Origin of the sequence: Actinophytocola oryzae, from assembly GCF_004364325.1 — a bacterium.
Taxonomy (GTDB): Bacteria; Actinomycetota; Actinomycetes; order Mycobacteriales; family Pseudonocardiaceae; genus Actinophytocola; species Actinophytocola oryzae.
In genome coordinates, this window is sequence record NZ_SOCP01000011.1 from 45,663 (window position 1) to 68,892 (window position 23,230).

The window sequence follows — 23,230 nt, forward strand, 5'->3', positions numbered from 1 at the left end:
CCGCCACGGTTCCCAGTCGTTCACACCCCATAATTGATCTTCGATCTACGCAATGGGGGGGTCTGCGACCGATGATGGGCCGCACGCACGCGCTCACCGGGTGGTGCGCGGGTCTCGGGGTCGCGAAGTTCGTTGGCATCACGACGATCGAGCAGACCGTGCTGTTCGCCGTCACGACGTCCGGGTTCGCGCTGCTGCCCGACCTCGACCACCCGCACGCCCGTGCGTCCAAGCTGCTCGGGCCGTTCTCCCGGGTGTTGTCGTGGCTGTTGCGGCACGCGTCGGCCGGGTTGTACCAGGTCACGAAGGGGCCCCGCGACGAGCGCAAGCGCGGCACGCACCGGCACCTGTCGCACACCGTTCTGTTCGCCGTCGGGCTGGGGTTCGCCGCCAGTGCCGGCACGGAGGCTGGTGGTCCGTATGCCGTCGCGGCGGTCGCGGTGCTGGGGTTGCTGCTAGCTGAGGACGCGCTCGGCGACTGGATGCTGATCGTGACCGCGGCCGGGGTGGTGTGGTGGCTGCGCGAGGCTGGGCCCGATCCGTTGGCCGCGCTCGGGCACATGTCCGGGATCATGGGGTTCGCCGTGGCGGTCGGGTGTTTCACGCACTGTCTCGGGGATGCGATCACCGAGGCTGGGTGTCCGTTCCTGTTCCCCGTGCCCATCGCCGGTGAGACCTGGTACGAGTTGCGGCCGCCCAAGGCTTTGCGGCTGCGTACGGGTAAGCGGGTCGAGCGGCTGGTGATCTTTCCCTTGTTCGTCGTTCTCGGTGTGCTGCTGATTCCCGGGGCCTGGGACTTCGGGGTCGACTTCGTGACCCGGATGTTCACTCCGCCTGCTTCGGCCGCGCAGTAACCGGCTGCCTCTTCCCGTGCACTGAAGGACGCCTTCCTGACGCCCAGCGTCAGGAAGGCGTCCTTCAGTGCGTTTGCGGCCCTGTCCCTACACGGTTGGTGTTGGGCGGTTCGGCGTCAGCGCGATCTGGCGCTTCAGCATCCGGCCACCGTCGCCGGTCAGGCGCAGGTAGTAGTCCGACGAGCACGGGGTGCCGTCCTCGTCCAGTGCCCAGAAGCCGGAGCCCGACGGGACCATGCCGGCGTTCTCCGCGGTCTTCGCGATCTGGTTGCCCTCGTTGAACTCGTCGAACATCGAGATGTAGATGCCCTGTGCGCCTACGCGGACCATGTTGTAGAACTGGCGCCACATGAAGTCGCCGTGGCGGCGGTGGCGTTGTGACATGTCACCCGGCAGCACGCATGGCTGGTAGTCGATGCCTCGTGCGTTGCACTCGGCCTGGTCCGGGGCGTTCGCCACGTTGTAGAAGTTGTCCGAGTCGGCTGGTGAGCCGATGCGGCCCACCATCCACGGCGACAGCATGTTGAACGAGCGGTACACGCTCGCGAAGCCGGTCCTCGAGTCACCTGTCTCCGTGCGCCACCACGTCGGCACGCCGCCCATCAGGTAGACGCCCTGGCCCTTGAACCAGTTGATCACGTCCTGGCACTGGGACGGGGTGAACGGGCGGCCGCCGTCGTTGAAGCCGAAGCCCCAGATGCCCACTACCGGCTTGCCGTTCTGCCTGGCGTACGCCGACGAGGACGTGTACGCCCTCATCTTGTTCGTCCAGTCCGCCTTGATCTCGGACTGCATGTTCGTCCAGTTCGTGACGTCGTACATGATGTAGAACTTGCGCGAGTACTTCTCCGCCGCCGCGCGTACCTTCGCGGTCACCGCGTCGCGGATCGGGCCCTCGCCGCCGGTCGGGTTGAACCGTTGCAGTGCCGCGGTGTCGCAGTTGTACTGCTGCATCCACTTGAAGTGCGTGTCCACGGTCTGCTGGTCGTAGTTCGAGTACAGGTTCGCAGGCTGGCCGTTGTTCAGGTTGTTGAACGCCGAGCGGTACACCCGTGTGTACTCGCGGACGTCGGGCCAGGAGATGATCGCCTTGTTCGACGACGACGGCGGCTGGCCCCAGTTGTTGCTCCAGTGCCACCAGCCGTTGAGTGGCGAGCCGTCGCCGATCGCGGCGAACCAGCCCTGGTAGCCGACCGTGATCTTGCCGACCACGTCGCCGGGTGGTGACGCCAGCGGCCTCGGCACGGCGGTCGTGGCGGCCGTGCCCGCGACGGCTGCGGCGGCCGCCATTCCGATCAGTGAGCGCCGAGAGATTTCCATCATCTACTCCCTTGTAGACCATGTGCAGGGGATCTCTTGCGGTGGAACAGAAACTACGCGGGCTCGCGTGGCGCGCCCACGACGCGGAGGTGCGCGGCCGCCGACTGTCTCGTTCGGACAGTGATCGGCAGCACCACCTGTTCGGGGCCCTCACCCGAACCCGTGATGCGGTCGTGCAGCAGTCGCATCGCCTTGTCCCCCATCTCCCGTGACGGCAGCACGACCGCCGCCGCGGTGATGGGAAGCACATCGAACGGGCCCGCGTCGTCCATGCCGGCCAGGTCCACGTCGCCGGGGATCTCGTACCCCAGCGCGATCAGGTCCTGTGCCGCGTCGGCGAGCACGTATCCGTTGGCGCACAGGAAGACCGTCGCCGGGTGCGGGCCCTCGAACAGGCGGGCCAGCCACGCCTGCCGCTCCTCCGGCGGTGCCGCCCGGTACCTGCGCAGCACGGTCAGGTCCGGTCGGACGGGAATACCGTGCTGCCGCAGGGAGTGTACGTGTCCGGACAGCCGGTCGTGGACACTGGTCACGTCGACCTCGTCCCACAGCGTGGCGATCACCGTGTGACCCGCGGCGATCAGCTCGTCGGTGAGCTGCTCCCCCGCGGCGAAGTTGTCCGCCAGCACCGCGTCGCACGCCAGGTCCGGGCGGTAGCGGTCCACCATGACGAGCGGCACGCCGCGCCTGCGCACCTCCTCGTAGGCCCTGCCCGACGCCGAGCCGTCGGCCGGGTAGATGATGATCCCGTCGACGCCCTGGTCCAGTGCCTGCAGCAGCGCCTGTTCTTCTCGTGCCAGGTCGCCTTCACAGTGGCGCAGGAACAGGCGGTCGCCGAACTCCGCGCAGGCCGCCTCGACGCCGGCGAGCACCTGGGACACGTGTGGGCCGTAGTGCTGGAGCACGCACGCGATGTTCCGGTCGGTGCGCTTCGGCGCGTCCTTCTCGGCCACGAACGTGCCCTGGCCGCGTCTGCGCACGAGGTGTCCCTCGGCGGCGAGGTCGTTCAGCGCGCGGACGGCCGTCGCGTGGCTGACCTCGAAGCGCTCGCAGATCTCCCGCTGCGTGATGAACGGGCGGCCCGGTGAGAAGCGGCCCGCCGCGATGTCGGCCAGCAACGCCCGCTTGACCTGCTCGTACAGGGGTTGCGCGCCATCGCCCATGCCGACGACTTTAACATGTTAAGGCCCGGAATTGAACCATTGACATGTTAAAGGCCCGCTCATATGGTCTGCTCCACCCTTCACTCCGACACTGAGGTTGGAGGACCCCTGTGCGTACCCGACTTCTCGCCGCGCTTGCCGCCACCGCCCTGCTCGCCACGGCCTGTGGCAGTGACGACAACGCCGGCGACACCAACACCCTGGAGATGTGGACCTTCAAGCAGGCCCACGTCGAACCGCTCAAGGCCGCCGCCGCCGAGTTCGAGGCGGAGACCGGCATCACCGTCAACATCACGGCGTACACCCCGGACGACGTGTTCAAGAGCAAGCTGCAGACCTCCGCGCAGAGCAGCGACCTCGCCGACGTCTTCGAGGTCCACGCGGCAGGCGAGGACTTCGTGCTCGGCGGCTCCGGCATCCTCGCCGACTTCGACTCCGATGTGGACGATGCCTGGCGTGGCCAGTTCGTCGCGGGTGTCGCGGACTCCGGCAAGGTCGACGAGGCCCGCTACCAGCGCTCGCTCAAGCCGGAGGCACCGGACGCGGGCATCAAGACCGGGCAGCGGTTCTCGGTGCCGTTCACGATCGGCACGTTCGGCGTCATCTACGCCAACAAGAGCGTGCTCACCGCCGCCGGGCTCGACCCGACCAAGACGCCGAAGACCTGGGGCGAGTTCATCTCGTGGCTCCAGGCCACCCATGCGAAGGACGCCCAGAACGGCGGCCTGACCGTCGGGCTGAAGTCCCCGACCACCGGCTTCAACTGGCTGCTGGAGCCGCTCGCCTACGGCTACCTCGGCAAGGACGGCTACCAGGCACTTTTCTCCGACGACAAGTCGAAGGCGTGGGGCAGCCAGAACGGCCAGAAGGTGCTGGACCTGTACAACCAGCTGACGCCGTACTGGATGCCGGGCACCCAGACGCTGTCCATCGACGACGCCGACCGCGCGTTCGCCGAGGGCAAGGCGGCGTTCGACCTCGGCGGCACGTTCACCCTCGCCGCGATCAAGCAGGGCGGCATGGACCCGAACGAGGTCGTGTACTTCGGTGTCCCGCCCGCGGAGGGCGGCGAGTCCAGTGAGCTGGGCCTCGCGCCGCTCGCGCTGACCGGTCTCGCGATCTCCGGTCAGACGAGCAAGAACGAGTCCGCGTTGAAGTGGCTGAAGTTCCTGACGAAGACCGACCAGGCGGCGAAGTTCGCGCAGGCGTCGCTCGACCTGCCTGGTGTGGAACTCGACTCGGACACGCTCGGCCCGGACCTCGGTGCCATGACAGGGGTCTTCGGCAGCGCGGACGACGGGGCGTACGACCCGGCGGACGTGTCGTTCTTCGCACCGGCCTATGTGGACACCACGGCTGGCGAGACGTTGGTCCGCATGTCCCCGCTCGGCCAGGCGGATATCGCGAAGACCAACAGTGAGCTGGGGTCGATCGTGGCCACCTCATGGCAGGGATAGTCAGGCGCCAGCGGCTCCGTGAGGCGCTCACCGGCTACGCGTTCGTGCTGCCCGCGGCGGCACTGTTCGGGCTGATGGGCGCCTACACGGTGGGTTACGGTCTACTGCTGTCCTTCGCGCGGTGGAACGGCTTCACCAGGGACTGGCTGTGGGTCGGGGTCGACAACTACCTCGACATCCTCTACCGGGACGCGGCACTGGCCCCGATCGTGCACGACGCGGCGCGGGGCACGCTGCTCGTGATGATCGGCATGCCGGTGCTGTCGGTGGTGGTCGGGCTGCCGATCGCGTTGGCGCTCAACCGGATCCGGCTGCTGCGGACCACCCTGCGCACGGTGTTCTTCCTGCCGTACGTGACGACCGGGGTCGCGGTGTTCTTCGCGTGGTCCTACGTCCTCGCGCCGGCGGGCTCGCTCAACACCGTCCTGGGCGCGCTCGGCCTCGGCTCTCTCCAGCAGCCGCAGGGTTTCCTCGGCAACCCGTCGACCGCGCTGCCGACGCTCGTCGCCGTCATGGCGTGGTCGTCGATCCCGGTCGCGATCCTGCTCTACCTCGCGGCTTTGCAGGCCATCGACCCGAACGTCATCGACGCGGCCACCGTGGACGGTGCGAGCAACTGGCGGGTGACGACCTCGGTCCTCTGGCCGCTGCTGCGCCCGACCACGGCCGCGGTGGTCCTGCTCGGGTTGCGGGATGCCCTGCAGGGCTTCCAGATCTTCCTGCTCATGACGGGCGGCGGCCCCGGCGGCACGACGAACGTGCTGGGGCTGCAGGCTTACAAGTGGGCGTTCTTCTCCGACCTCCGGCCGACGCTCGGCCTCGCCAGTGCGCTCGGCTGGGTGCTGTTCGTGGTCGCGTTGCTGCTGGCCGCGGTGAACCTGCGCGTGCTGCGGAGCCGGACGTGAAGGCCCGCGTCGGCGCGTACCTGCTGCTCGGCCTGTACGCGGTCATCAGCCTCTACCCGTTCGCGTGGATGATCTCCGGCGCGTTCAAGGACCGCCGCGACGTGTTCGCGGACACCAGCCTGGTGCCGGACCACCCCACGCTCGACACGTTCTCGACGACGTGGACCGAGCTGGACTTCCCCCGGTACTTCCTGAACAGCGTGCTCGTCACGGCGGCCACCGTGCTCGGGGTGCTCGTGGTGTACTCGCTCGCCGCGTACGCGTTCGCGGTGCTGACCTTCCCCGGCCGCAAGGCGATCTACGGCGGGTTCATCGCGTTGCTGTTCGTGCCGGGCATCACCGTGCTGCTGCCGGTCGTGCTGCTGCAACGCGAGCTGGGCCTGCTCGGCACGCGCCTTGGCATCGTGGCGCCGTTCGTCAACGGCACCGCGCCGCTCGCGATCCTGTTGCTGACGGGGGCGTTCCGCTCGGTGCCCGCGTCGCTGCGGGAGTCCGCGCGCTGCGACGGCGCGGGTGAGCTGCGCACGTTCTTCTCGATCTACCTGCCGGTGTGCAAGCCGGCGCTGATCACGATCGCGGTGCTGACCGCGGTGCCGACGTGGAACGAGTACGTGCTGAGCCGGGTGTCGCTGAACGACCCGGACACCTACACGCTGCCGCTCGGCCTGCAGAGCCTGACCGCGATGACCTCCCCCGAGTACAACGTGATCATGGCCGCGTCGCTGATCATCGTGCTGCCGGTGGTCGTGCTGTTCGTTCTGCTGCAACGGTATTTCGTCAACGGGCTCGTGGGCGCGGTGAAGGGTTGAGTGAATGAAGGTCCTGGTGACCGGGGCGAACGGCACGCTGGGCACCGAGGTCGTCGCCCACCTGCGCGGGCTCGGCCACGACGTGCGGGCACACGACCGGGACCGTGGCGACGTGCGTGGCGACCTGCGTGACGCGTCCGTCGCGGCGGCGGCGCTCGACGGGATGGACTCGGTCGTGCACGCCGCCGCGATCCCGGAGCCGGTCAGCCATCCCCCGCACGAGACTTTCGGCAACAACGTGGAGTCGACCTACCACGTGCTGACACTCGCGGGCGAGGCCGGGATCTCCCGCGTGGTCAACATCTCCAGCGCGTCGGCGTTCGGCTTCGCGTGGTCGACCCGAGGGGTGTCACCGCTGCGGGTGCCGGTGACCGACGACCACCCCTACGTCGGCGACGACGTCTACGGTCTGTCCAAACAGGTCGGCGAGCTGGTCGCGTCGACGGCGTCCCGCCGGTACGACATGACCGTGGTCAGCCTGCGGTTCCCGTTCATCGGCGCTGGTGAGCGCCTTGCCCGCCATCTCGGGCCGATCCACGACGACCCGGGCGTCGACCGTTCGGGGCTGTGGGCGTGGCTGCACACGGCCGACGCGGCGCGTGCGATCGCCGCCGCGCTCACCGCCGAGCTGTCCGGTCCGGTCGCGCTCACCGTCGCCGCACCGGACACCACCTCGCGAGAACACACCGCAAACCTGTTGCGCCGCTACCATCCGGACAGCATGATCGAACGTGAGCCCGCCGGCTTCGACACGGTGTTCGCGGTCGACCGGGCCTACGACCTGCTCGGTTTCCGACCAGAACGCGGTTGGCGGTGACAACGCGTGGCGAAGCACGCACTTCTGGTGCGTGGCGGCTGGGAAGGCCACGACCCGGTCGCGACGACGGACAGGTACGCACGGTTCCTGGCGAGCGAAAGTTTCGAAGTGTCCACTTCGGACACACTGGATGCCTACCTCGACGACCTCTCCGGGCTTGACCTGGTCGTCCAGTGCTGGACGATGGGCAGCATCACCAGACCGCAGCTCGACGGCCTGCGCGCGGCAGTGCGTGCGGGCACCGGGTTCGCGGGCTGGCACGGCGGCATCGTGGACGCGTTCCGCGACCAGCCGGAGTACCACCTGCTGACCGGTGGCCAGTTCATCCACCACCACAAGGAGTTCCAGCACTACCCGGTGACGACCGTCGGCGACCACCCGGTCGTCGCCGGGCTCGGCACGTTCGAGGTCCACAGCGAGCAGTACTACATGCACGCGGACCCCGGCATCGAGGTGCTGGCGACCACGGACTTCCTCCCCGACCCCGACCGGCCCGAGATCGGCACGCCGACCATGCCGGTGACGTGGGTGCGCAGGCACGGCGCGGGCCGGGTGTTCGTGACGACCATCGGCCACCGCATGGCCGACCTCGAGCTGCCCGCGGTGGACGAGATGATCAGGAGAGGTCTGCTGTGGGCGACGCGCTGAGGGTCGGGCTGGTCGGGATCGGCAACATCAGCGGCCAGTACCTGGAGACACTGCCGCGCCTGCCGGGGGTCGCGCTGGTCGCGGCGGCGGACCTGGACCCGACACGCGAGGTGCCCGGCGTGCGGATGATGTCGCCGGAGGCACTGTACGCGGCGGACGACGTGGACGTGGTGCTGAACCTGACCGTCCCACAGGCACACGCCGAGGTGGCGCTGGCCGCGATCGAGGCCGGAAAGCACGTGTACGGCGAGAAACCACTCGCACTGTCCACTGTGGAAGGACAGTCGGTGCTCGCCGCGGCTTCGGCGGCGGGCGTGCGGGTCGGCTGCGCGCCGGACACCGTGCTGGGCACCGGCATCCAGACCGCGCGGCGCTGCGTCGACGAGGGCGTGATCGGCACCCCGGTCGCCGCGACGGCGTTCATGGTGACACCTGGCCACGAACGCTGGCACCCGACGCCGGAGTTCTACTACCGGCCGGGCGGCGGCCCGCTGTTCGACATGGGCCCGTACTACCTGACCGCGCTGATCACGCTCCTCGGCCCGGTCCGGCGCGTCACGGGCCTGACCTCGACGCCGAGGGCCGAGCGCGTGATCGGCCGGGGCCCGCGCGCGGGCACGGCGTTCCCGGTGAGCACGCCGACGCACGTGGCGGGCACGCTCGAACACGCGAGCGGCGCGCTGACCACACTGATGATGAGCTTCGACGTGTGGGAGGCGAACCTGCCGCGCATCGAGGTGTACGGCACGGCCGGCTCGCTGTCGGTGCCCGACCCGAACAACTTCTCGGGCGAGGTGCACGTGTTCACCCCCGAGGCCGCGGGCCGCCCCGACTCGGCGGGCTGGACGGCGGTCGCCCCGTCAGCGGGCCACCGCAACGCGGGCCGGGGCATCGGCCTCGCCGACCTGGCCGAGTCCCTGGCGGACGGCACGGACCACCGGGCCAGTGGCGCACTGGCCTACCACGTGCTCGACGTCATGGAGTCGCTGCTGCGCGCCGCCGAGGAAGGCACGACCCAGGACATCGCGAGCACGGCGGAGCGCCCGGCGCCCGTCGCCTGACCACCCCGAACGCCGAACGCACTGAAGGCGTCCTTCGTAACGCTGGGAGTACTGAAGGGAGCCTTCGTAACGCTGGGCGTCAGGAAGGCGTCCTTCAGTGCACTAGGCCAGCGCGGCCAGGGCGGACTCGATCGCGCGGTGGAACGTGGGGTAGGCGTAGATCATCTGCCGCAGCAGCGTGGTCGGCACCTCCGCGTGCACCGCGACCACGAGCGCACCGAGCACCTCGCCACCGTTCGGTCCGACGGACGTCGCGCCGACGAGCACGCCGCGGTCGGCGTCCTCGACCACCTTGATGAACCCGGCGTTGCCGACCTTGTGGATGAACCCACGCGTCGAGTCGGACAGCTGCGAGATCCCCGTCCGCACGTTGAGGCCCTTGGCGCGGGCCGCGGCCTCCGACAGCCCGACCGAGCCGACCTCCGGGTCGGTGAACGTGACACGCGGGGTCGCGCGGTAGTCGGCGGTCTCCGCGTCCTCCTCGCCGAGGATGTCGGCTGCGGCGATCCGTGCCTGGTACATCGACATGTGGGTGAACGCGCCGTGGCCGGTGATGTCGCCGATCGCCCACAGGCCGTCGGCGGCACGCATCCGCTCGTCGACGGTCACGCCGCGGGCGGTCTCGTCGAGGCCGACCGTGCCGACGCCGAGTGCCTTCATGTCCGTGCGCCTGCCCGCGGCGACGAGCATCCGGTCGGCGACGACGACCTCGCCGTTGTCGAGCTTGACGTTGAACTGGCCGGTCTCGTAGCTGACGAGGGCGGCACCCAGCCCGGTCCGCACGGTGATCCCCTCGGCCTGGAGCGCCTCGGCGAGCACGTCGCCGGCCTCCGGCTCGTCGGCGGGCACGAGCCGCTCGGCGTGCTGGACGATCGTGACCGTGGCACCGAACCGGGAGAACACCTGCGCCAGCTCGCACCCGACGGGCCCGCCACCGAGGACCACCAGCGAGCCGGGCACCTCCTCGACGGCGACGACGTCGCGGTTGGTCCAGTAGGGCGTCTCGGCGAGGCCCTGCACGGGCGGCACGGCCGGATCGGTGCCGGTGTTGAGCACGACGCCGCGCCGCGCGGTGAAGACCTCTTCGGACCCGTCCGGCCGCTTGACGGTGACCTCGCGCGGTGCGGTGAGCCTGCCCCAGCCGCGCACGAACTTCCCACCCGCGTCCTCGAACCGGTCGACGGCGGCCTGGTCGTCCCAGTTGGCGGTGATCTCCTCGCGGATGCGGGCCGCGACGATCGCCCAGTCCGGGGTGACGCTGACCTCGCCCGCCAGCCGCGGCACCCGCCTGGCCTCCTGGAGGGCGTCGGTGGCGCGGATCATCGCCTTGGTCGGCACGCAGGCGTAGTACGGGCACTCGCCGCCGACCAGCCGCCCGTCGACGCCCACGACGTCCAGCCCGGCACGCGCGAGCCTGGCACCGACGTCCTCCCCACCGGGGCCCATACCCACCACGACGACATCGACCTCGGTACCCGGCATCAACGATCACTCCCAGCGGCGAGTTGTTCTGCGCGGTTGACGATGCCGTATGGGGTACCCGTCCGGCTAGTCGGCACGCCAGGCGGCCTTGACCCTGGAGTCCGGTCCAAGGTTTACCGTCGGGACATGCGTGTGGCAGAACTGGCCGCGGCGGCCGGGGTGGCACCCGACACGGTGCGGTACTACGAGCGCAGCGGCCTGCTGGCCCCGCCGCCGAGGACCTCCGGCGGCTACCGGACCTTCCCTCCGTCCGCGGTGGACCGCCTCCGCTTCATCCAGGGGTGTCAGCGGCTGGGGCTGCGCCTGAAGGAGATAGCCGAGCTGCTGTCGGTCCGCGACACCGGCGAGTGCCCCTGCGAACCGGCCGCGGACCTCCTGCGCCACCGGCTGGCGGAGATCGACGCCGAGATGGCCCGCCTCGCCGCGCTGCGCACCGACCTGACGGCCATGGTGGCCTCGGTCCCCGACGGCCCCTGCCAGGACCCGGCTCCCGGCACGTCCTGGTGCGCACCGGGAGAGGAGGTGATCCCATGACCGACGACTGCTGCGGCACCGGCTGCTGCTGATCCCCGAACCCCGCCGGCGAAGGCGCCCGCCGGCGGTAGGGCAGGATTCGTGGGGTGGCATACCTGGGACTGGTCGCGCTGCTCGTCCGCGACTACGACGAAGCGATCGAGTACTTCACCGGTGCGTTGGGATTCACGCTGAGGGAGGACCTCGATCAGGGGAACGGAAAACGCTGGGTGGTCGTGGATCCGCCCGGTGGCGAGACGGGCCTGCTGCTCGCCAGGGCCGTCGGCGACGAACAGCAGGCCAGGGTCGGCGACCAGCACGGCGGCCGGGTCGGGTTCTTCCTCAACGTGCACGACTTCTCGGCCACCCACATGCGGATGAGCCAGCACGGCGTCCGCTTCGAGGAGGAGCCCCGGCACGAGGTCTTCGGGACCGTGGCCATCTTCCGCGACCTCTACGGCAACCGGTGGGACCTCGTCCAGCTCACTTGACGCCCACCCTCGCCACGATCGCCGCGGTGTCCACGCCGAACGGGAGGGTGCCGAACGCGGCACCCCAGTCCCCGCCGAGACGGGACGCGCAGAAGGCGTCCGCCACCGCCGGGTGTCCATGCCGGACCAGCAGCGATCCCTGCAGTACCAACGCCATCCGCTCCACCACGCGGCGGGCCGACGACTGGTCCGCCTCCGGCAGGCGCCTGCGCAGGTCGCTGATCGCCGCGTCGAGGCGCGTGTCTGCACCCGTGGCCAGCTCGGCGAAAAACGCCTCCGTGCCGCCGGATGCCATGGCACGCAACACATCCAGCGCCGCCACGTTCCCTGAGCCTTCCCAGATCGAGTTCAGCGGTGCGTCGCGGTACAGCCTCGGCATGCCCGACTCCTCGACGTAACCGTTGCCGCCGAGGCATTCCAGCGCCTCGTTCGCGTGCACGGCGGCACGCTTGCACAGCCAGTACTTGCTCACCGCGAGCCCCAGCCGCCGGAAGGCGGTCTCGGCCTCGTCACCGGCCATCGCCCTGTCGGTCGCCGCGGCCAGGCGCATCGCCAGCGTGGTCGCCGCCTCGGACTCCACCGCGAGGTCGGCGAGGACGTTGGCCATCAGGGGCTGGTCGACCAGGTACGAGCCGAACGCCTGGCGGTGGGTCGCGTGGTGCACCGCCTGCACGACACCCTGGCGCATGCCGGCGGCCGCCCCGATGACACAGTCCAGGCGCGTCATGTTGACCATCTGGATGATCGTGCGGACGCCCTGGCCCTCCTCCCCCACCGGCCACGCCACCGCCTCGTCGTACTCGACCTCCGACGACGCGTTCGACCTGTTGCCCAGCTTGTCCTTCAGCCGCTGCAGGTGCATGCGGTTGCGGGTGCCGTCGGGGAGCACGCGCGGGAGCAGGAAGCACGTCAGGCCGCCCGGCGCCTGCGCCAGCACCAGGAACAGGTCGCACATCGGCGCGGACGTGAACCACTTGTGTCCGGTCAGCAGGTAGCTGCCGTCAGCCTGTGGCACGGCGGCGGTCGTGTTCGCGCGGACGTCCGAGCCGCCCTGTTTCTCCGTCATGGACATGCCTGCCGTCAGGCCGAGCTTGGTGTCCGGGACGCGCAGGCCCGGGTCGTAGGACCGCGAGGTCAGCAGGGGCTCGTACCGGTCGGCGATGGCCGCGTTGTGGCGCAGCGCCGGGACCACCGCGTAGGTCATGGAGATCGGGCAGCCGTGGCCCGCCTCGACCTGGGTCCACGTGTAGAAGCGTGCCGCGCGGGCCGTGTGCGCGCCGGGCCGCTCGTCCCGCCACGGCGCGGCGTGCATGCCGTGCCGGACCGCGACGGTCATCAGCTCGTGGTAGGCGGGGTGGTACTCGACCTCGTCGCTACGGTTGCCGTAGCGGTCGTGCGTACGCAGCACCGGCGGGTAGGCGTTGGCGAGGCGGCCCCACTCCTGGGCCTGTTCGGACCCGGCGAGCTGTCCCAGCTCGTGCAGCTCCGGCTCGGCCCAGCCGGCACCGTGGCGGTGCAGGCCGTCGAGGAGGGCCGCGTCGGCGGCGACGTCGTGCCCGACGAGCGGCGGGACCTGGTTGGTGACCACGTGGGTAGCCGGCATGCGGCCGATGTTACATTCTTACGACACGTGAGGCTAGAGCGTAAGGCGGTGCGATGGTTGCGGGGCTTCGGCCACTGACGGCACGCTCGGCGGTGCTGAGCACCCTGCTCGGCGCCCACCCGCCCCGCCTGCCCGCACGCAGCCTGGTCCGCGTCGGCGACATGTTCGGCATCGCGGAGGGCACCATCCGGGTGGCACTGTCGCGGATGGTCGCCGCGGGCGACCTCACCCAGGTCAACGGCGACTACCAGCTGACGAGGCGGCTGCGTGACCGCCAGGCGCGCCAGGACCAGAGCCGGACGCCGTCGACGCGGCCGTGGACGGGTGAGTGGGAGATCGCCGTGGTGACGGCCGCCCGCCGCTCCCCGACGGAACGCACGGCCTTCCGCGCCGCCATGACCGAGCTGCGCCTGGCGGAACTGCGCGAGGGCACGTGGCTGCGCCCGGCGAACCTCACCACCGAGCGCCCCGCGCTGGTGACCGAGCAGTGCACGTTCCTCACCGGGCGCCCCGAGCGACCGGGCCTCGCGGACGAGCTGTGGGACCTGGCGGGCTGGGCGAGCACGGCCCGCGAGCTGGAGGCGGGGCTGGACGAGGCGGCGGACCTGCTGTCGAGCTTCATGCTCGCCGCCGCGGTCCTGCGCCACTTCCTCGCGGACCCGCTCCTGCCCGCCGAACTGCTGCCGGCCGACTGGCCGGGCCCGCGCCTGCGCACCCGATACGAGGAATTCGACGACCGGTTCCAGAAGCTCTTGAGGGCCAGGCTCGAAATCGATTAGCTGTCCCCATGCGACTGCGATCCGCCCGGCCGGACGAGGCCGTCTTCATCTCCGACCTGGCCGTGCGGTCGAAGGCGTACTGGGGCTACGACGAGAAGTTCCTCGCGGGCAGTCGCGTCCAGCTCGCGGTGCGACCACAGGACGTCGCCGAGCGGCGGGTGACCGTGGCGGAGCGGGACGGGACGATCCTCGGGTTCTACGCACTCGAGGGGGAACCGCCCGCCGGCGTGCTCGACCTGATGTTCGTGGACCCCGACCACCTGCGGGAGGGGATCGGGCGCGAGCTGTGGGACCACGCCGTCGTGACCGCGCGGACCGTCGGCCTGCGGAGGTTCACCATCGACTCCGACCCGTTCGCCGAGAAGTTCTACCTCGCGATGGGGGCGATCAGGACCGGTTCGTCCCCGTCCGCGGTCCGTGTCGGCCGAGAGCTTCCCCAACTGACCTTCACGGTGCCAAGCGCCTGACCCCCGGTTTGGGTAGCGTGCACATCGTGCTTGGCCTGCCTGATCACATCACCGCCTGTCTGTTCGATCTCGACGGAGTCCTCACCGGCACCGCCGCGCTCCACCGTGCCGCGTGGAAGGAGACGTTCGACCCGGTGCTCGAGAAACACGGGCAACCCCCGTTCACCGACGCCGACTACAACAACCACGTCGACGGCAGGCCCCGCTTCGACGGGGTGCGGGAGTTCCTGCACTCGCGTGGCATCGACCTGCCGGAGGCACCGCCGGACGCCCCGCCCTCCGACGACTCGGTCCAGGGTGTCGGCAACCGCAAGAACGAGCGGGTGCAGCAGATCATCGCCGAGCGCGGCGTCCAGCCCTATCCGGGCTCGATGCGGTACGTCGAGGCGTGCAAGGCCGCCGGGCTGCGCATCGCCGTGGTCACCTCGTCGGCGAACGCCAAGATGGTGCTCGACGCCGCGGAGCTGACGAAGTACGTCGAGGCACGCATCGACGGCGTGGTGATCACCGACCGCAAGCTGCGGGGCAAGCCTGCGCCGGACTCCTTCCTCGCGGGCGCCGAGGCGCTCGGCACGACCCCCGCCAACGCCGTCGTGTTCGAGGATGCGCTGTCCGGGGTGCAGGCGGGCAAGGCGGGACATTTCGGTTACGTCGTCGGCGTCGACCGGGTGGGCCAGGCAGAGGAGCTGCGGGCCCACGGCGCGAACGTCGTGGTCCAGGACCTCGCCGAGCTGTTGGAGGACTAGGCCGTGAGCGAAGCTTTCGGAGTTTGCGGAGCATCCTCAGGGAGGTCCGAGATGGCAGCTCACCCGCGACTGGCCGCACGAGTGGGACTTTCGCACGGCTTCAGGTCGCACGAGTGGGACTCTCGCACGGGTCGCGGGAGCAGAATGGACGGCCCGCTCGTTGCCATGTGGGTAGCGTCGGGCAGGGCGGGCGAGGGGGCGTCGTGACGCATGGGTTTTCCGTGGCTCCCTGGGAGCTGCGGTGGGACACGCTGGACCTCGATGCGCTCGAACGCACCGAGTCGATCTTCGCGCTGTCCAACGGTCACATCGGCATGCGCGGCACGCTCGAGGAGGGTGAGCCACGCGGCCTGCCCGGCACCTACCTCAACGGCTTCTACGAGCGGCACCCACTCCCCTACGCCGAGGCGGGCTACGGCTACCCGGAGGACGGCCAGACGGTCGTCAACGTCACGGACGGCAAGATCATCCGACTGCTCGTGCAGGACGAACCGCTCGACATGCGGTACGGCCGTGCCATTGAGCACCACCGCGTGCTCGACTTCCGGTCCGGCACACTGCGCCGCGACACCGTCTGGGAGTCGCCGACCGGGCGGCGGGTGCGCGTGCGCTCCGAGCGGCTCGTGTCGTTCACGCAGCGCGCCGTCGCCGCGATCCACTACGAGGTCGAGCCGCTGGACGGCGACATCCAGCTCGTGCTGCAGTCCGACCTGCTGGCCAACGAACCGGTCGAGTCCGCGACCAAGGACCCGCGCGTCGGCTCCGCGCTCGACGCACCGCTCGTCGCGGAGCACGGCGAGGGTGACGGCCTCCACGCGGTGCTCGTCCACCAGACCCGCCGCTCGAAGCTGCGGGTCGCCGCGGGCATGTACCACAGCTTCGAGGCCGGCGACGGCATGGCGTGCGAGATGCACGTCGAGGACGACCTCGCCCGGCTCAGCGCGGCCATCGACGTGCCGAGCGGCTCGCGGCTCGCGGTCACCAAGCTGATCGGCTACGGCTGGTCGGCGCGCCGGTCCGTTCCCGCGCTGCGCGCACAGGTCCACGCCGCGCTCGCGGGTGCCAGGCAGACCGGCTGGCAGGGGCTGCTCGACGAGCAGCGCGCGTACCTCGACGAGTTCTGGGCCAACGCCGACGTCGAGATCGAGGGCGACGCGGAGTTGCAGCAGGCCGTGCGGTTCGGGCTGTTCCACGTGCTGCAGGCCGGGGCGCGCGGCGAGAGCAGGGCCATCCCCGCCAAGGGCCTGACCGGCCCCGGCTACGACGGGCACTCCTTCTGGGACAGCGAGACGTTCGTGCTGCCGGTGCTGACGTACACGATGCCGGAGTCCGCCCGCGACGCCCTTCGCTGGCGCCACGGCACGCTCGACAAGGCACGCGAACGCGCGCAGGCGCTGGGGCTCGAGGGCGCCACGTTCCCGTGGCGGTCCATCGACGGCGCCGAGTGCTCGGCGTACTGGCCCGCGGGCACCGGGGCGTTCCACGTGTCGGCGGACGTGGCCGACGCGGTCGCCCGCTACCTCGCCGCGACCGACGACGAGGACTTCGAGCGCGAGCACGCGGTGGAGATCCTGGTGGAGACCGCGCGGCTGTGGCGGTCGCTCGGCCACCACGACGTGCACGGCGGTTTCCGCATCGACGGGGTGACCGGGCCGGACGAGTACACGGCGGTCGTGGACAACAACGTCTACACGAACCTGATGGCACAGCGGAACCTGCGGGAGGCCGCGGCCGCGTGTGAGCGGCAGCCCTCGGTGGCGGCGAGGCTCGGGGTCACCGACGAGGAGACGGCGGCGTGGCAGCACGCCGCGTCGAAGATGGTGGTGCCCTACGACGAGATGCTCGGCGTGCACCCGCAGTCGGAGCGGTTCACCGAGCACGCCCGCTGGGACTTCGACGCCACGCCGCAGGAGAACTACCCGCTGCTGCTGCACTACCCGTACTTCGACCTGTACCGCAAGCAGGTCGTGAAGCAGGCCGATCTCGTGATGGCCATGTACACGCGGGGCGACGCGTTCACCCCGGAGCAGAAGGGCCGCAACGTCGACTACTACGAGCCGCTGACCGTGCGGGACTCGTCGCTGTCGGCGTGCGTCCAGGCGGTGCTCGCGGCCGAGGTCGGCTACCTGGACCTGGCGTACGACTACTTCGCGGAGGCCGCGCTCACGGACCTGCACGACCTGCACGCGAACGTGCGCAACGGGCTGCACATCGCGTCGCTCGCGGGGGCGTGGCTGGTGGCGGTGGCCGGGTTCGGCGGCATGCGTGACCACGACCGCGCGCTGGCGTTCGCGCCGCGGCTGCCTTCTGCCCTGACGCGGCTGGCGTTCCGGCTGTCCTACCGCGGGAGCCGGTTCGCGGTGGAGATCGACCAGTCGGGCGCGAGCTACACGCTGCTCGACGGGCCGTCGCTGACCGTGCGGCACCACGGCGAGCCGGTGGAGCTGACGAAGGGTGCGGCGGAGCGGCGGGCGATCGAGGAGCTCACGCCCCGGGAGGCACCCGGCCAGCCGAAGGGCCGCGAGCCGCACCGGCGCACGCCGAAGTTCTGACGTCCTGAAGGGATGCCCGAGGGCACCTCTTCAGGACGTCCGGGCCCACCGCCCCGGGGAACCCACGTCGGGGCAGCGCGCCAGGCCACGAAACGCCTGGTCACGGCGTTTCGCTTGGACGGTCTCGGTGGCCGGGTTGTCCTGGAAGGCGTGTTCGGGGCGCTGGTCGAAGACGCCTCCCAGGACTTTGTGGAGACCCCGGGCCCTTCCCTCCCGGGTCAGAGGAGCACGACTTCCCGCGGCCCGTCGGGGCCGGTGAGGAAGAGCTGCTCGCCGCGGTCACGCATCGCGCGGTAGACGAAGTCGCCGTAGCCGACCAGTCGGCGCAACGCCTCGGTGAGCGTCACGTCCTCGCACTCGATCAGCCGTTCGAGCGCACGCACGGTATCCGGTGAGATGGCGACGTTGATGCGTCGCGGATCAGTGGCGAGGCGTCCTTCGAGAGCCTCCTCAACGTCCGTGCGGTTACCCAGCATGACCACATCACTTCCCTGCCTTGTCAGACCGTCTGTCAAGTTTGGCACGGGTCATACACATAAGCAACATTGTACTACCACGTAAACAGTGTTGTTTATGTGGCAATCCGGAGTTACGCTGCTCCTGAGAGTGACTGTTCGCCATGCGAACACCCCGGCTCCGGCCCCACGAAGGAACGTCATGAGGGACACCAGGACGCCCCGCGACGACGAGTCGAAGCGCCGCCGCGCGTCGGACGACGAGGCGAGGAACACCTGGTACGAGGAGTGTGCCGGCGGGCCCGTCGACGACCCGCTGATCGCCACGATCCCGCTGCCGGACGAGCGATGACCGTCCGGCCACGGCGGCACCGGCGCTACCCGGCCGCGGGCGAGCTGACCGACGACGGCACGTGGATAGACCGGTCGCCGCCGGGCAACCGTGAGCTGATCGCGCGCGGCAGGGAGCTGGAGCTGCGCGAGCGCCAGGCCGAGCTGGAGGCCAAGAGCGCCGCGCGAAGGCACTACCTGCGGATGCAGAAGTGGGTGCTTTTCGGTGTGGGCGCGCTGATCCTGCTCACCGTGCTGGCGCTGGTGCTCGGCCTGTGGGTGGGCGCGATCTCGGCCGAGTTCGCGACCGAGCTGACCCGCACCGTGCTGCCGATCCTGCTGGGTGCGGCCGCCACGATCGTCGGCGCCTTCTTCGGCTCGGGCGCGAACGTCAACCCGAACCGGTTCGACCGAGATCGGGACCGGTGAACGGCGGGACCGGCAGCAGAACGAGGAGCGGCAGGTCCGCGGGCGGTTCGTCGCCGGTTTCGAACCAGGTCCCGTCAACGGGTTCGATCCCGCTCACGCGCAGCGGTGGTCGCTCCGCGTGCCGGCGGGCGGAGCTGGTGTCAGGCATGCTTTACGCCCCTCCCCGGCGCCCGGTGTTCCCTCGTGACACCGGGGGCCGCCACGGGCTGTCCGTGCAGGTCAGCAAGGCTGTCCCGCCCTGAGCGTAACCTTCCGAGCACAGGATGACAACACTCGGTAAGTGTCGATTACGTGTAGCTCTCGTGTTGCATCCGCACCAGCACCCCACATACACTTAACCCGATTGCCCGAACCTCACGCACTGGATGTGACCATGTCGGCTAAGGGCGCACGGACCGAGTCCGATGGGCAGCCAACGTCCGCGAAGGCAGAACCGAAGAGGATCAACGTTGCCGTATCGCCGGATACTGTCCGTGCTCTCGAGAACGTGATTGAGCGTGAGGGCGTTACGCTTACGGAGGCTTTGCGACGTCTTGTCGGGTATGGAGATTTTGTTTATCGCGCGGTTCGGGAGAATCGGGAGCAGTTGATTGTCAAGGGGTCTGAGGGGTCTCGGGAGGTTGTTCTTCTCTGATTCTCTTCTTGTGGGTTTTAGGGGCGGGGTTGGGTGGGTCGAGGGGTGGGGTGTGGGCTCGGGTTGGTAATGGGGGCGGGTTGGGTGGGGTAGCTTTGTCGTGTTTGGGGGTTTGGCGCCCGCTTTGCGGGCGCCTGCCGGCTTCATCCGTTGAGCGGCGGCGCCAGCTGTTGCCGCGCAGCCCAGGCGGCGCATGAGCTGATCCTGCAGCGTTGTCGGAGGTGAGAGGGCATCCGCCGTCGGTCTCGTGGCCGGCTCTGCGAGGCGGCCTCTGTGCGTCCATCGTGAGGCGCGTTTCCGCAGCTTGCCCTTGGCGTGAGGCGTTCTTCGACGCTCAGCGCCACGAAGGCGCCCTCCGATGCAGTCCGGTACGGGACCTCATCACGGCCCCGCGTCCATGTTATGAAGGCGTCCTTCGTAACGCTCAGCGTTAGGAAGGCGTCCTTCAGTGCGGGCAGCGCGCGAAGCGTCCCGCCGCCGGACCGCACGGCCTCCGTCAGGAAGGCGTCCTTCGTAACGCCCAGCGTCAGGAAGGAGTCCTTCAGTGCACGTGGCGCGGCCCCTCGGCGGATACCGCGGCCCGGTTATGAAGGACTCCTTCGTAACGGCCAGCGTCAGGAAGGAGTCCTTCAGTGCGGGGACCGAGGGCGCTAGTCCGTGGTGAAGCTTGTGCCCAGGGCCTGCCAGTCCAGTACCGGGGCGGCCAGGTCTCGGATCGTTGCCAGCAGGCCCAGGCGGGCTGCCCTCAGCTCCTTGTCCTCCGCCATCACCAGGATGTCGTCGAAGAACTTGTTGATCGGGTCCGTCAGTGGCGCTACCGCCAGCACGAAGTCCGCCAGCGACCTGTTGCGCAGTTCGTCCTTCACCCTCGTCAGCTCCGCATGGAGGGCCGCCTCGCTCGGTTCCGTCAGCTTTTCCGGGTGGTAGACCGCTTCTGTGTCCGCCGGGACGATCCTGCGGACTCGTTGCAGTGCCGCCACCAGTGCCGCGAAGTCCTTGTCCCCCACACGTTGTTCGATCTCGCGCAGGGTGGCTTCCGCTGCCGCCGGGGCCTCGGCCAGTGGCAGGACCGCCGCCACATGCCTGTGGTCGTGGCCTGCGTCCAGGAGTTGCTGCTCGTAGCGCCGGGTTACGAAGTCCGCCACTTCCGCCAGGGTCTTGTCCGGGACCTCTATGCCCTGGGTCCTTACCTGCGCCGCCGCCGCTGCCAGGCCCTTCGGCAGGGTGATGCCCTCCAGCGCCGGGTGCGCACGCAGGATCGTCAGCACCCCAGCCGCCGCTCGCCTCAGGCCGAAGGGGTCCGAGCTGCCTGTCGGGGCGGCACCCACGGCGAACAGCCCCACCAGCATGTCGAAGCGGTCTGCCAGTGCCAGTACCGCGCCGGGGATCGTCGCCGGGGGTTTGTCGCCTGCCGACCTTGGGCGTTCCATGTCGAACAGGGCCTCGGCCACCGCTTCCGGTTCGCCGGAGCGGGCCGCGTACTCGCGGGCCATCACGCCTGCGAGGCTGGTCAGTTCTATGACCATCTGGCTGGCCAGGTCGAACTTGGCCAGTGCCGCCGCGCGCTCCAGCGTCGCCTTGTCCTGTGTGGACAGACTGTCGCTCAGGTTTGCCGCTACTGCCGCTATTCGCGAGGCCCTGTCGGCCATTGAGCCCAGTTTTTCCTCGAAAGCCAGGCGGGACAGGCCTGCTTTCATTGTTTCCGGGGCCACTTTCAGGTCGGCGCGCCAGAAGAAGCTCGCGTCCTCGTACCTCGCGCGGAGTACCGCTTCGTTTCCCGACCTTACGGCGTCCCTGTCGCAGTTGCCGTTTGCCACCGCCACGAAATGTGGGAGCAGCGCACCCTGCGCGGTTCGCACCGGGAGGTAGCGTTGGTGTTTGCGCATTACGGTGGTCAGGATTTCCTGCGGCAGTTCCAGGTAGGTCTCCGAGAAGCTGCCCAGAATCGCGTTCGGCTGCTCCACCAGGTTTGCTATCTCGTCGATCAGGGACTTTTCCGTGTCCACGTCGATGGTGCCGTGGACACTGCCGGCCAGTTCGCCCGCCGTTGTGACTATCTCCTCGCGACGGAGAGTCACCGACGCCGTGATCCCGTGGCCTGCCAGGAACTCCGGGTAGCCCGCCGCCGTCGGGATCTCCACCACCGGGGTTTCCGCCGTTCGGTGGACCCTCGTGGTGCGGCCCGCCGTCAGGGACGACGCCGTCACCGGGACCAGCTCGGTGCCCAGCAGCGCGGCCAGCCAGCGGACCGGCCTCGTGAACGACAGTTTGCGGTCGTTCCAGCGCATGTTCTTGTCGGCTCGCAGCTCGTTGACCACCTCGCTCAGCACCGTGGTCAACACCTCGAGCGCGCCCCTGCCGTGCTCGGTCCTCGTCACGCCCACGTACTCGACGCCGTCCACGTCCACTCGTTCCAGCGCGGACGGGTCGATCTTCTGGCCACGCGCGAAACCCGCCGCCGCCTTCGTCGGCTCGCCGTCCTTGTCGAACGCGGCGCTCGCGCGCGGGCCCCTCACGAAACGCTCCGCGTCCGGCTCCGCCGGGGCCACGTCGTCGGCGAGGACCACTATGCGCCTCGGCGTCGCCAGGACCTCGATGTCGCCGTGGGACAGGCGGGTCGCCGCCAGCTTCGCGGTCACCGCCTCGCGGACGGCTGCCGCGCTGCGGGTCACCTCGTGGGGTGGCAGCTCCTCCGTGCCGATCTCGAACAGCAGCGGGGCGGGCGAGTCGACCGTCGCGAACGTCGTGGGGATCCCCGCCGCCGGGCGCAGCTCCGCCAGCCCCAGCGGGTGGTCCAGCTCGGCTCGGCGTTCCGCCCACAGGGCCGACACCTCGCGCGCGAGGCCGCGCATCCTCGCGAACGCCTTCGCGCGCTCGGTGGTGGAGACCGCACCGCGCGAGTCCAGGATGTTGAACGTGTGCGAGCACTTCAGGACGTGCAGGTGCGCGGGGACCGGCAGGCGCGCGTCGAGCATGCGGCGGGCCTCGTTCGCGTAGTCCTCGAACAGGCGCTTCTGCGTGTCGACGTCCGCGTCGTCCAGGTAGAACCGGCTCATCTCGTACTCGGCCTGGCCGAACGCCTCGCCGTAGGTGATGCCGGGCGCGTACTGGATGTCCTTGAAGTGACTGACACCCTGCAGCGCCATGATGATGCGCTCGACGCCGTAGGTGATCTCCACCGAGACCGGGTCCAGGCTCATGCCGCCCGCCTGCTGGAAGTACGTGAACTGGGTGATCTCCAGACCGTCCAGCCACACCTCCCAGCCGAGGCCCCACGAGCCGGTGGCGGGATTCGCCCAGTTGTCCTCGACGAACCGGATGTCGTGGGCGTGGATGTCGATGCCCAGCGCCGCCAGGCTCTCCAGGTACTGCTCCTGGGGATCGCCCGGGTCCGGCTTCAGGATCACCTGGAACTGCGTGTGCGTCTGCAGGCGGTTCGGGTTCTCGCCGTAGCGGGAGTCGTCGGGACGCACGCTCGGCTCGACGTAGGCCACCCGCCACGGCTCGGGACCCAGCACACGAAGAATGGTCGCGGGGTTGAGGGTGCCTGCACCGACCTCGGTGTTGAACGGTTGCACGATCATGCAACCCCGGTCGGTCCAGTACCTGGTCAAGGCGAGCAACGCATCCTGCATGGTCAGCACCCCTACAACCCTAATATCGCGGAAATCTCCCCTTGCACACGGGCGTCTCACCGGCCATAACATTGACCCCC

21 protein-coding genes are annotated in these 23,230 nt (G+C 69.6%); 15 read left to right on the forward strand and 6 right to left on the reverse strand.

Annotated features, from left to right (window positions below):
* Window positions 1-71 precede the first annotated feature (71 nt).
* Entirely contained in the window at window positions 72-854 is a 783-nt protein-coding gene (locus CLV71_RS27505; protein ID WP_133905764.1) for a metal-dependent hydrolase, read from the forward strand.
* An 87-nt stretch (window positions 855-941) separates the two neighbouring features.
* Here the strand turns inward: CLV71_RS27505 and CLV71_RS27510 are convergent, their stop codons facing one another.
* A complete protein-coding gene (locus CLV71_RS27510; RefSeq protein ID WP_133905765.1) occupies window positions 942-2,144 on the reverse strand; it encodes a glycoside hydrolase family 99 protein in 1,203 nt (400 codons plus the stop codon).
* A gap of 83 nt (window positions 2,145-2,227) precedes the next feature.
* Window positions 2,228-3,337: a LacI family DNA-binding transcriptional regulator gene (locus tag CLV71_RS27515; protein WP_133905766.1), complete on the reverse strand. Its 1,110-nt coding sequence runs from the start codon at window positions 3,335-3,337 to the stop codon at window positions 2,228-2,230.
* Window positions 3,338-3,447: 110 nt separating this feature from the next.
* Here CLV71_RS27515 and CLV71_RS27520 point away from each other — a divergent pair, with 110 nt between their 5' ends.
* Genes CLV71_RS27520 through CLV71_RS27545 form a run of 6 tightly spaced genes read left to right on the forward strand, consistent with a single transcriptional unit; the run spans window position 3,448 to window position 9,034 of the window.
* Window positions 3,448-4,794, forward strand: a complete 1,347-nt coding sequence (locus tag CLV71_RS27520) for an ABC transporter substrate-binding protein (protein WP_133905767.1) — start codon at window positions 3,448-3,450, stop codon at window positions 4,792-4,794.
* On the forward strand, window positions 4,782-5,699 hold the full coding sequence (locus tag CLV71_RS27525; protein ID WP_133905768.1) for a carbohydrate ABC transporter permease: 918 nt from the start codon (window positions 4,782-4,784) through the stop codon (window positions 5,697-5,699). The genes CLV71_RS27520 and CLV71_RS27525 overlap by 13 nt, the downstream gene beginning before the upstream one ends.
* The gene (locus CLV71_RS27530) at window positions 5,696-6,508 is read left to right on the forward strand and encodes a carbohydrate ABC transporter permease (RefSeq protein WP_208297782.1); all 813 of its coding nucleotides are present in this window, start codon (window positions 5,696-5,698) and stop codon (window positions 6,506-6,508) included. Before CLV71_RS27525 ends, CLV71_RS27530 begins: the two co-directional genes overlap by 4 nt.
* Window positions 6,509-6,512: 4 nt before the next feature.
* Window positions 6,513-7,325: an NAD-dependent epimerase/dehydratase family protein gene (locus tag CLV71_RS27535; RefSeq protein WP_133905769.1), complete on the forward strand. Its 813-nt coding sequence runs from the start codon at window positions 6,513-6,515 to the stop codon at window positions 7,323-7,325.
* 6 nt (window positions 7,326-7,331) lie between these two features.
* Window positions 7,332-7,973, forward strand: coding sequence for a ThuA domain-containing protein (locus tag CLV71_RS27540; protein ID WP_208297783.1), 642 nt, complete (start codon window positions 7,332-7,334; stop codon window positions 7,971-7,973).
* On the forward strand, window positions 7,958-9,034 hold the full coding sequence (locus CLV71_RS27545; RefSeq protein ID WP_133905770.1) for a Gfo/Idh/MocA family protein: 1,077 nt from the start codon (window positions 7,958-7,960) through the stop codon (window positions 9,032-9,034). The genes CLV71_RS27540 and CLV71_RS27545 overlap by 16 nt, the downstream gene beginning before the upstream one ends.
* A gap of 102 nt (window positions 9,035-9,136) precedes the next feature.
* Here the strand turns inward: CLV71_RS27545 and CLV71_RS27550 are convergent, their stop codons facing one another.
* The gene (locus CLV71_RS27550) at window positions 9,137-10,516 is read right to left on the reverse strand and encodes a dihydrolipoyl dehydrogenase family protein (protein WP_133905771.1); all 1,380 of its coding nucleotides are present in this window, start codon (window positions 10,514-10,516) and stop codon (window positions 9,137-9,139) included.
* A 126-nt stretch (window positions 10,517-10,642) separates the two neighbouring features.
* Here CLV71_RS27550 and CLV71_RS27555 point away from each other — a divergent pair, with 126 nt between their 5' ends.
* A complete protein-coding gene (locus CLV71_RS27555) occupies window positions 10,643-11,050 on the forward strand; it encodes a MerR family transcriptional regulator (RefSeq protein ID WP_133905772.1) in 408 nt (135 codons plus the stop codon).
* A gap of 86 nt (window positions 11,051-11,136) precedes the next feature.
* Window positions 11,137-11,520, forward strand: coding sequence for a VOC family protein (locus tag CLV71_RS27560; protein WP_133905773.1), 384 nt, complete (start codon window positions 11,137-11,139; stop codon window positions 11,518-11,520).
* On the opposite strand, the gene CLV71_RS27565 is transcribed toward CLV71_RS27560, so the two are convergent.
* Window positions 11,513-13,123, reverse strand: coding sequence for an acyl-CoA dehydrogenase family protein (locus CLV71_RS27565; protein ID WP_133905774.1), 1,611 nt, complete (start codon window positions 13,121-13,123; stop codon window positions 11,513-11,515). The two genes, CLV71_RS27560 and CLV71_RS27565, sit on opposite strands and share 8 nt — an antisense overlap.
* Window positions 13,124-13,176: 53 nt before the next feature.
* Here CLV71_RS27565 and CLV71_RS27570 point away from each other — a divergent pair, with 53 nt between their 5' ends.
* From CLV71_RS27570 to CLV71_RS27585, 4 genes are all read left to right on the forward strand, one after another.
* On the forward strand, window positions 13,177-13,902 hold the full coding sequence (locus tag CLV71_RS27570; RefSeq protein ID WP_133905775.1) for a PaaX family transcriptional regulator C-terminal domain-containing protein: 726 nt from the start codon (window positions 13,177-13,179) through the stop codon (window positions 13,900-13,902).
* Between the two features lie 8 nt (window positions 13,903-13,910).
* Window positions 13,911-14,369, forward strand: coding sequence for a GNAT family N-acetyltransferase (locus tag CLV71_RS27575; protein WP_133905776.1), 459 nt, complete (start codon window positions 13,911-13,913; stop codon window positions 14,367-14,369).
* A gap of 26 nt (window positions 14,370-14,395) precedes the next feature.
* Entirely contained in the window at window positions 14,396-15,115 is a 720-nt protein-coding gene (locus CLV71_RS27580) for an HAD family hydrolase (protein ID WP_133905777.1), read from the forward strand.
* A 221-nt stretch (window positions 15,116-15,336) separates the two neighbouring features.
* Window positions 15,337-17,667 (forward strand): glycoside hydrolase family 65 protein, encoded by a 2,331-nt coding sequence (locus CLV71_RS27585; protein WP_243866741.1) that lies wholly within the window; start codon window positions 15,337-15,339, stop codon window positions 17,665-17,667.
* A 218-nt stretch (window positions 17,668-17,885) separates the two neighbouring features.
* On the opposite strand, the gene CLV71_RS27590 is transcribed toward CLV71_RS27585, so the two are convergent.
* Entirely contained in the window at window positions 17,886-18,149 is a 264-nt protein-coding gene (locus CLV71_RS27590) for a hypothetical protein (protein WP_133905779.1), read from the reverse strand.
* Between the two features lie 175 nt (window positions 18,150-18,324).
* Between CLV71_RS27590 and CLV71_RS47970 the strand changes: the two genes are divergently transcribed.
* Both CLV71_RS47970 and CLV71_RS27595 read left to right on the forward strand, forming a co-directional pair.
* Window positions 18,325-18,474, forward strand: coding sequence for a hypothetical protein (locus CLV71_RS47970; protein ID WP_166664283.1), 150 nt, complete (start codon window positions 18,325-18,327; stop codon window positions 18,472-18,474).
* A complete protein-coding gene (locus CLV71_RS27595; RefSeq protein WP_133905780.1) occupies window positions 18,471-18,881 on the forward strand; it encodes a hypothetical protein in 411 nt (136 codons plus the stop codon). The genes CLV71_RS47970 and CLV71_RS27595 overlap by 4 nt, the downstream gene beginning before the upstream one ends.
* 1,284 nt (window positions 18,882-20,165) lie before the next feature.
* Here the strand turns inward: CLV71_RS27595 and CLV71_RS27600 are convergent.
* Window positions 20,166-23,150, reverse strand: coding sequence for a glycine--tRNA ligase (locus tag CLV71_RS27600; protein WP_133906045.1), 2,985 nt, complete (start codon window positions 23,148-23,150; stop codon window positions 20,166-20,168).
* Between the last annotated feature and the right edge of the window lie 80 nt (window positions 23,151-23,230).

Coding starts and splice junctions, on each gene's coding strand:
- CLV71_RS27505 (WP_133905764.1), top strand. CDS start 72: ATGATGGGCCGCACGCACGCGCTCACCGGGTGGTGCGCGGGTCTCGGG.
- CLV71_RS27510 (WP_133905765.1), bottom strand. CDS start 2,144: ATGGCGGCCGCCGCAGCCGTCGCGGGCACGGCCGCCACGACCGCCGTG.
- CLV71_RS27515 (WP_133905766.1), bottom strand. CDS start 3,337: ATGGGCGATGGCGCGCAACCCCTGTACGAGCAGGTCAAGCGGGCGTTG.
- CLV71_RS27525 (WP_133905768.1), top strand. CDS start 4,782: ATGGCAGGGATAGTCAGGCGCCAGCGGCTCCGTGAGGCGCTCACCGGC.
- CLV71_RS27535 (WP_133905769.1), top strand. CDS start 6,513: ATGAAGGTCCTGGTGACCGGGGCGAACGGCACGCTGGGCACCGAGGTC.
- CLV71_RS27550 (WP_133905771.1), bottom strand. CDS start 10,516: ATGCCGGGTACCGAGGTCGATGTCGTCGTGGTGGGTATGGGCCCCGGT.
- CLV71_RS27555 (WP_133905772.1), top strand. CDS start 10,643: ATGCGTGTGGCAGAACTGGCCGCGGCGGCCGGGGTGGCACCCGACACG.
- CLV71_RS27565 (WP_133905774.1), bottom strand. CDS start 13,123: ATGCCGGCTACCCACGTGGTCACCAACCAGGTCCCGCCGCTCGTCGGG.
- CLV71_RS27570 (WP_133905775.1), top strand. CDS start 13,177: ATGGTTGCGGGGCTTCGGCCACTGACGGCACGCTCGGCGGTGCTGAGC.
- CLV71_RS27575 (WP_133905776.1), top strand. CDS start 13,911: ATGCGACTGCGATCCGCCCGGCCGGACGAGGCCGTCTTCATCTCCGAC.
- CLV71_RS47970 (WP_166664283.1), top strand. CDS start 18,325: ATGAGGGACACCAGGACGCCCCGCGACGACGAGTCGAAGCGCCGCCGC.
- CLV71_RS27595 (WP_133905780.1), top strand. CDS start 18,471: ATGACCGTCCGGCCACGGCGGCACCGGCGCTACCCGGCCGCGGGCGAG.
- CLV71_RS27600 (WP_133906045.1), bottom strand. CDS start 23,150: ATGCAGGATGCGTTGCTCGCCTTGACCAGGTACTGGACCGACCGGGGT.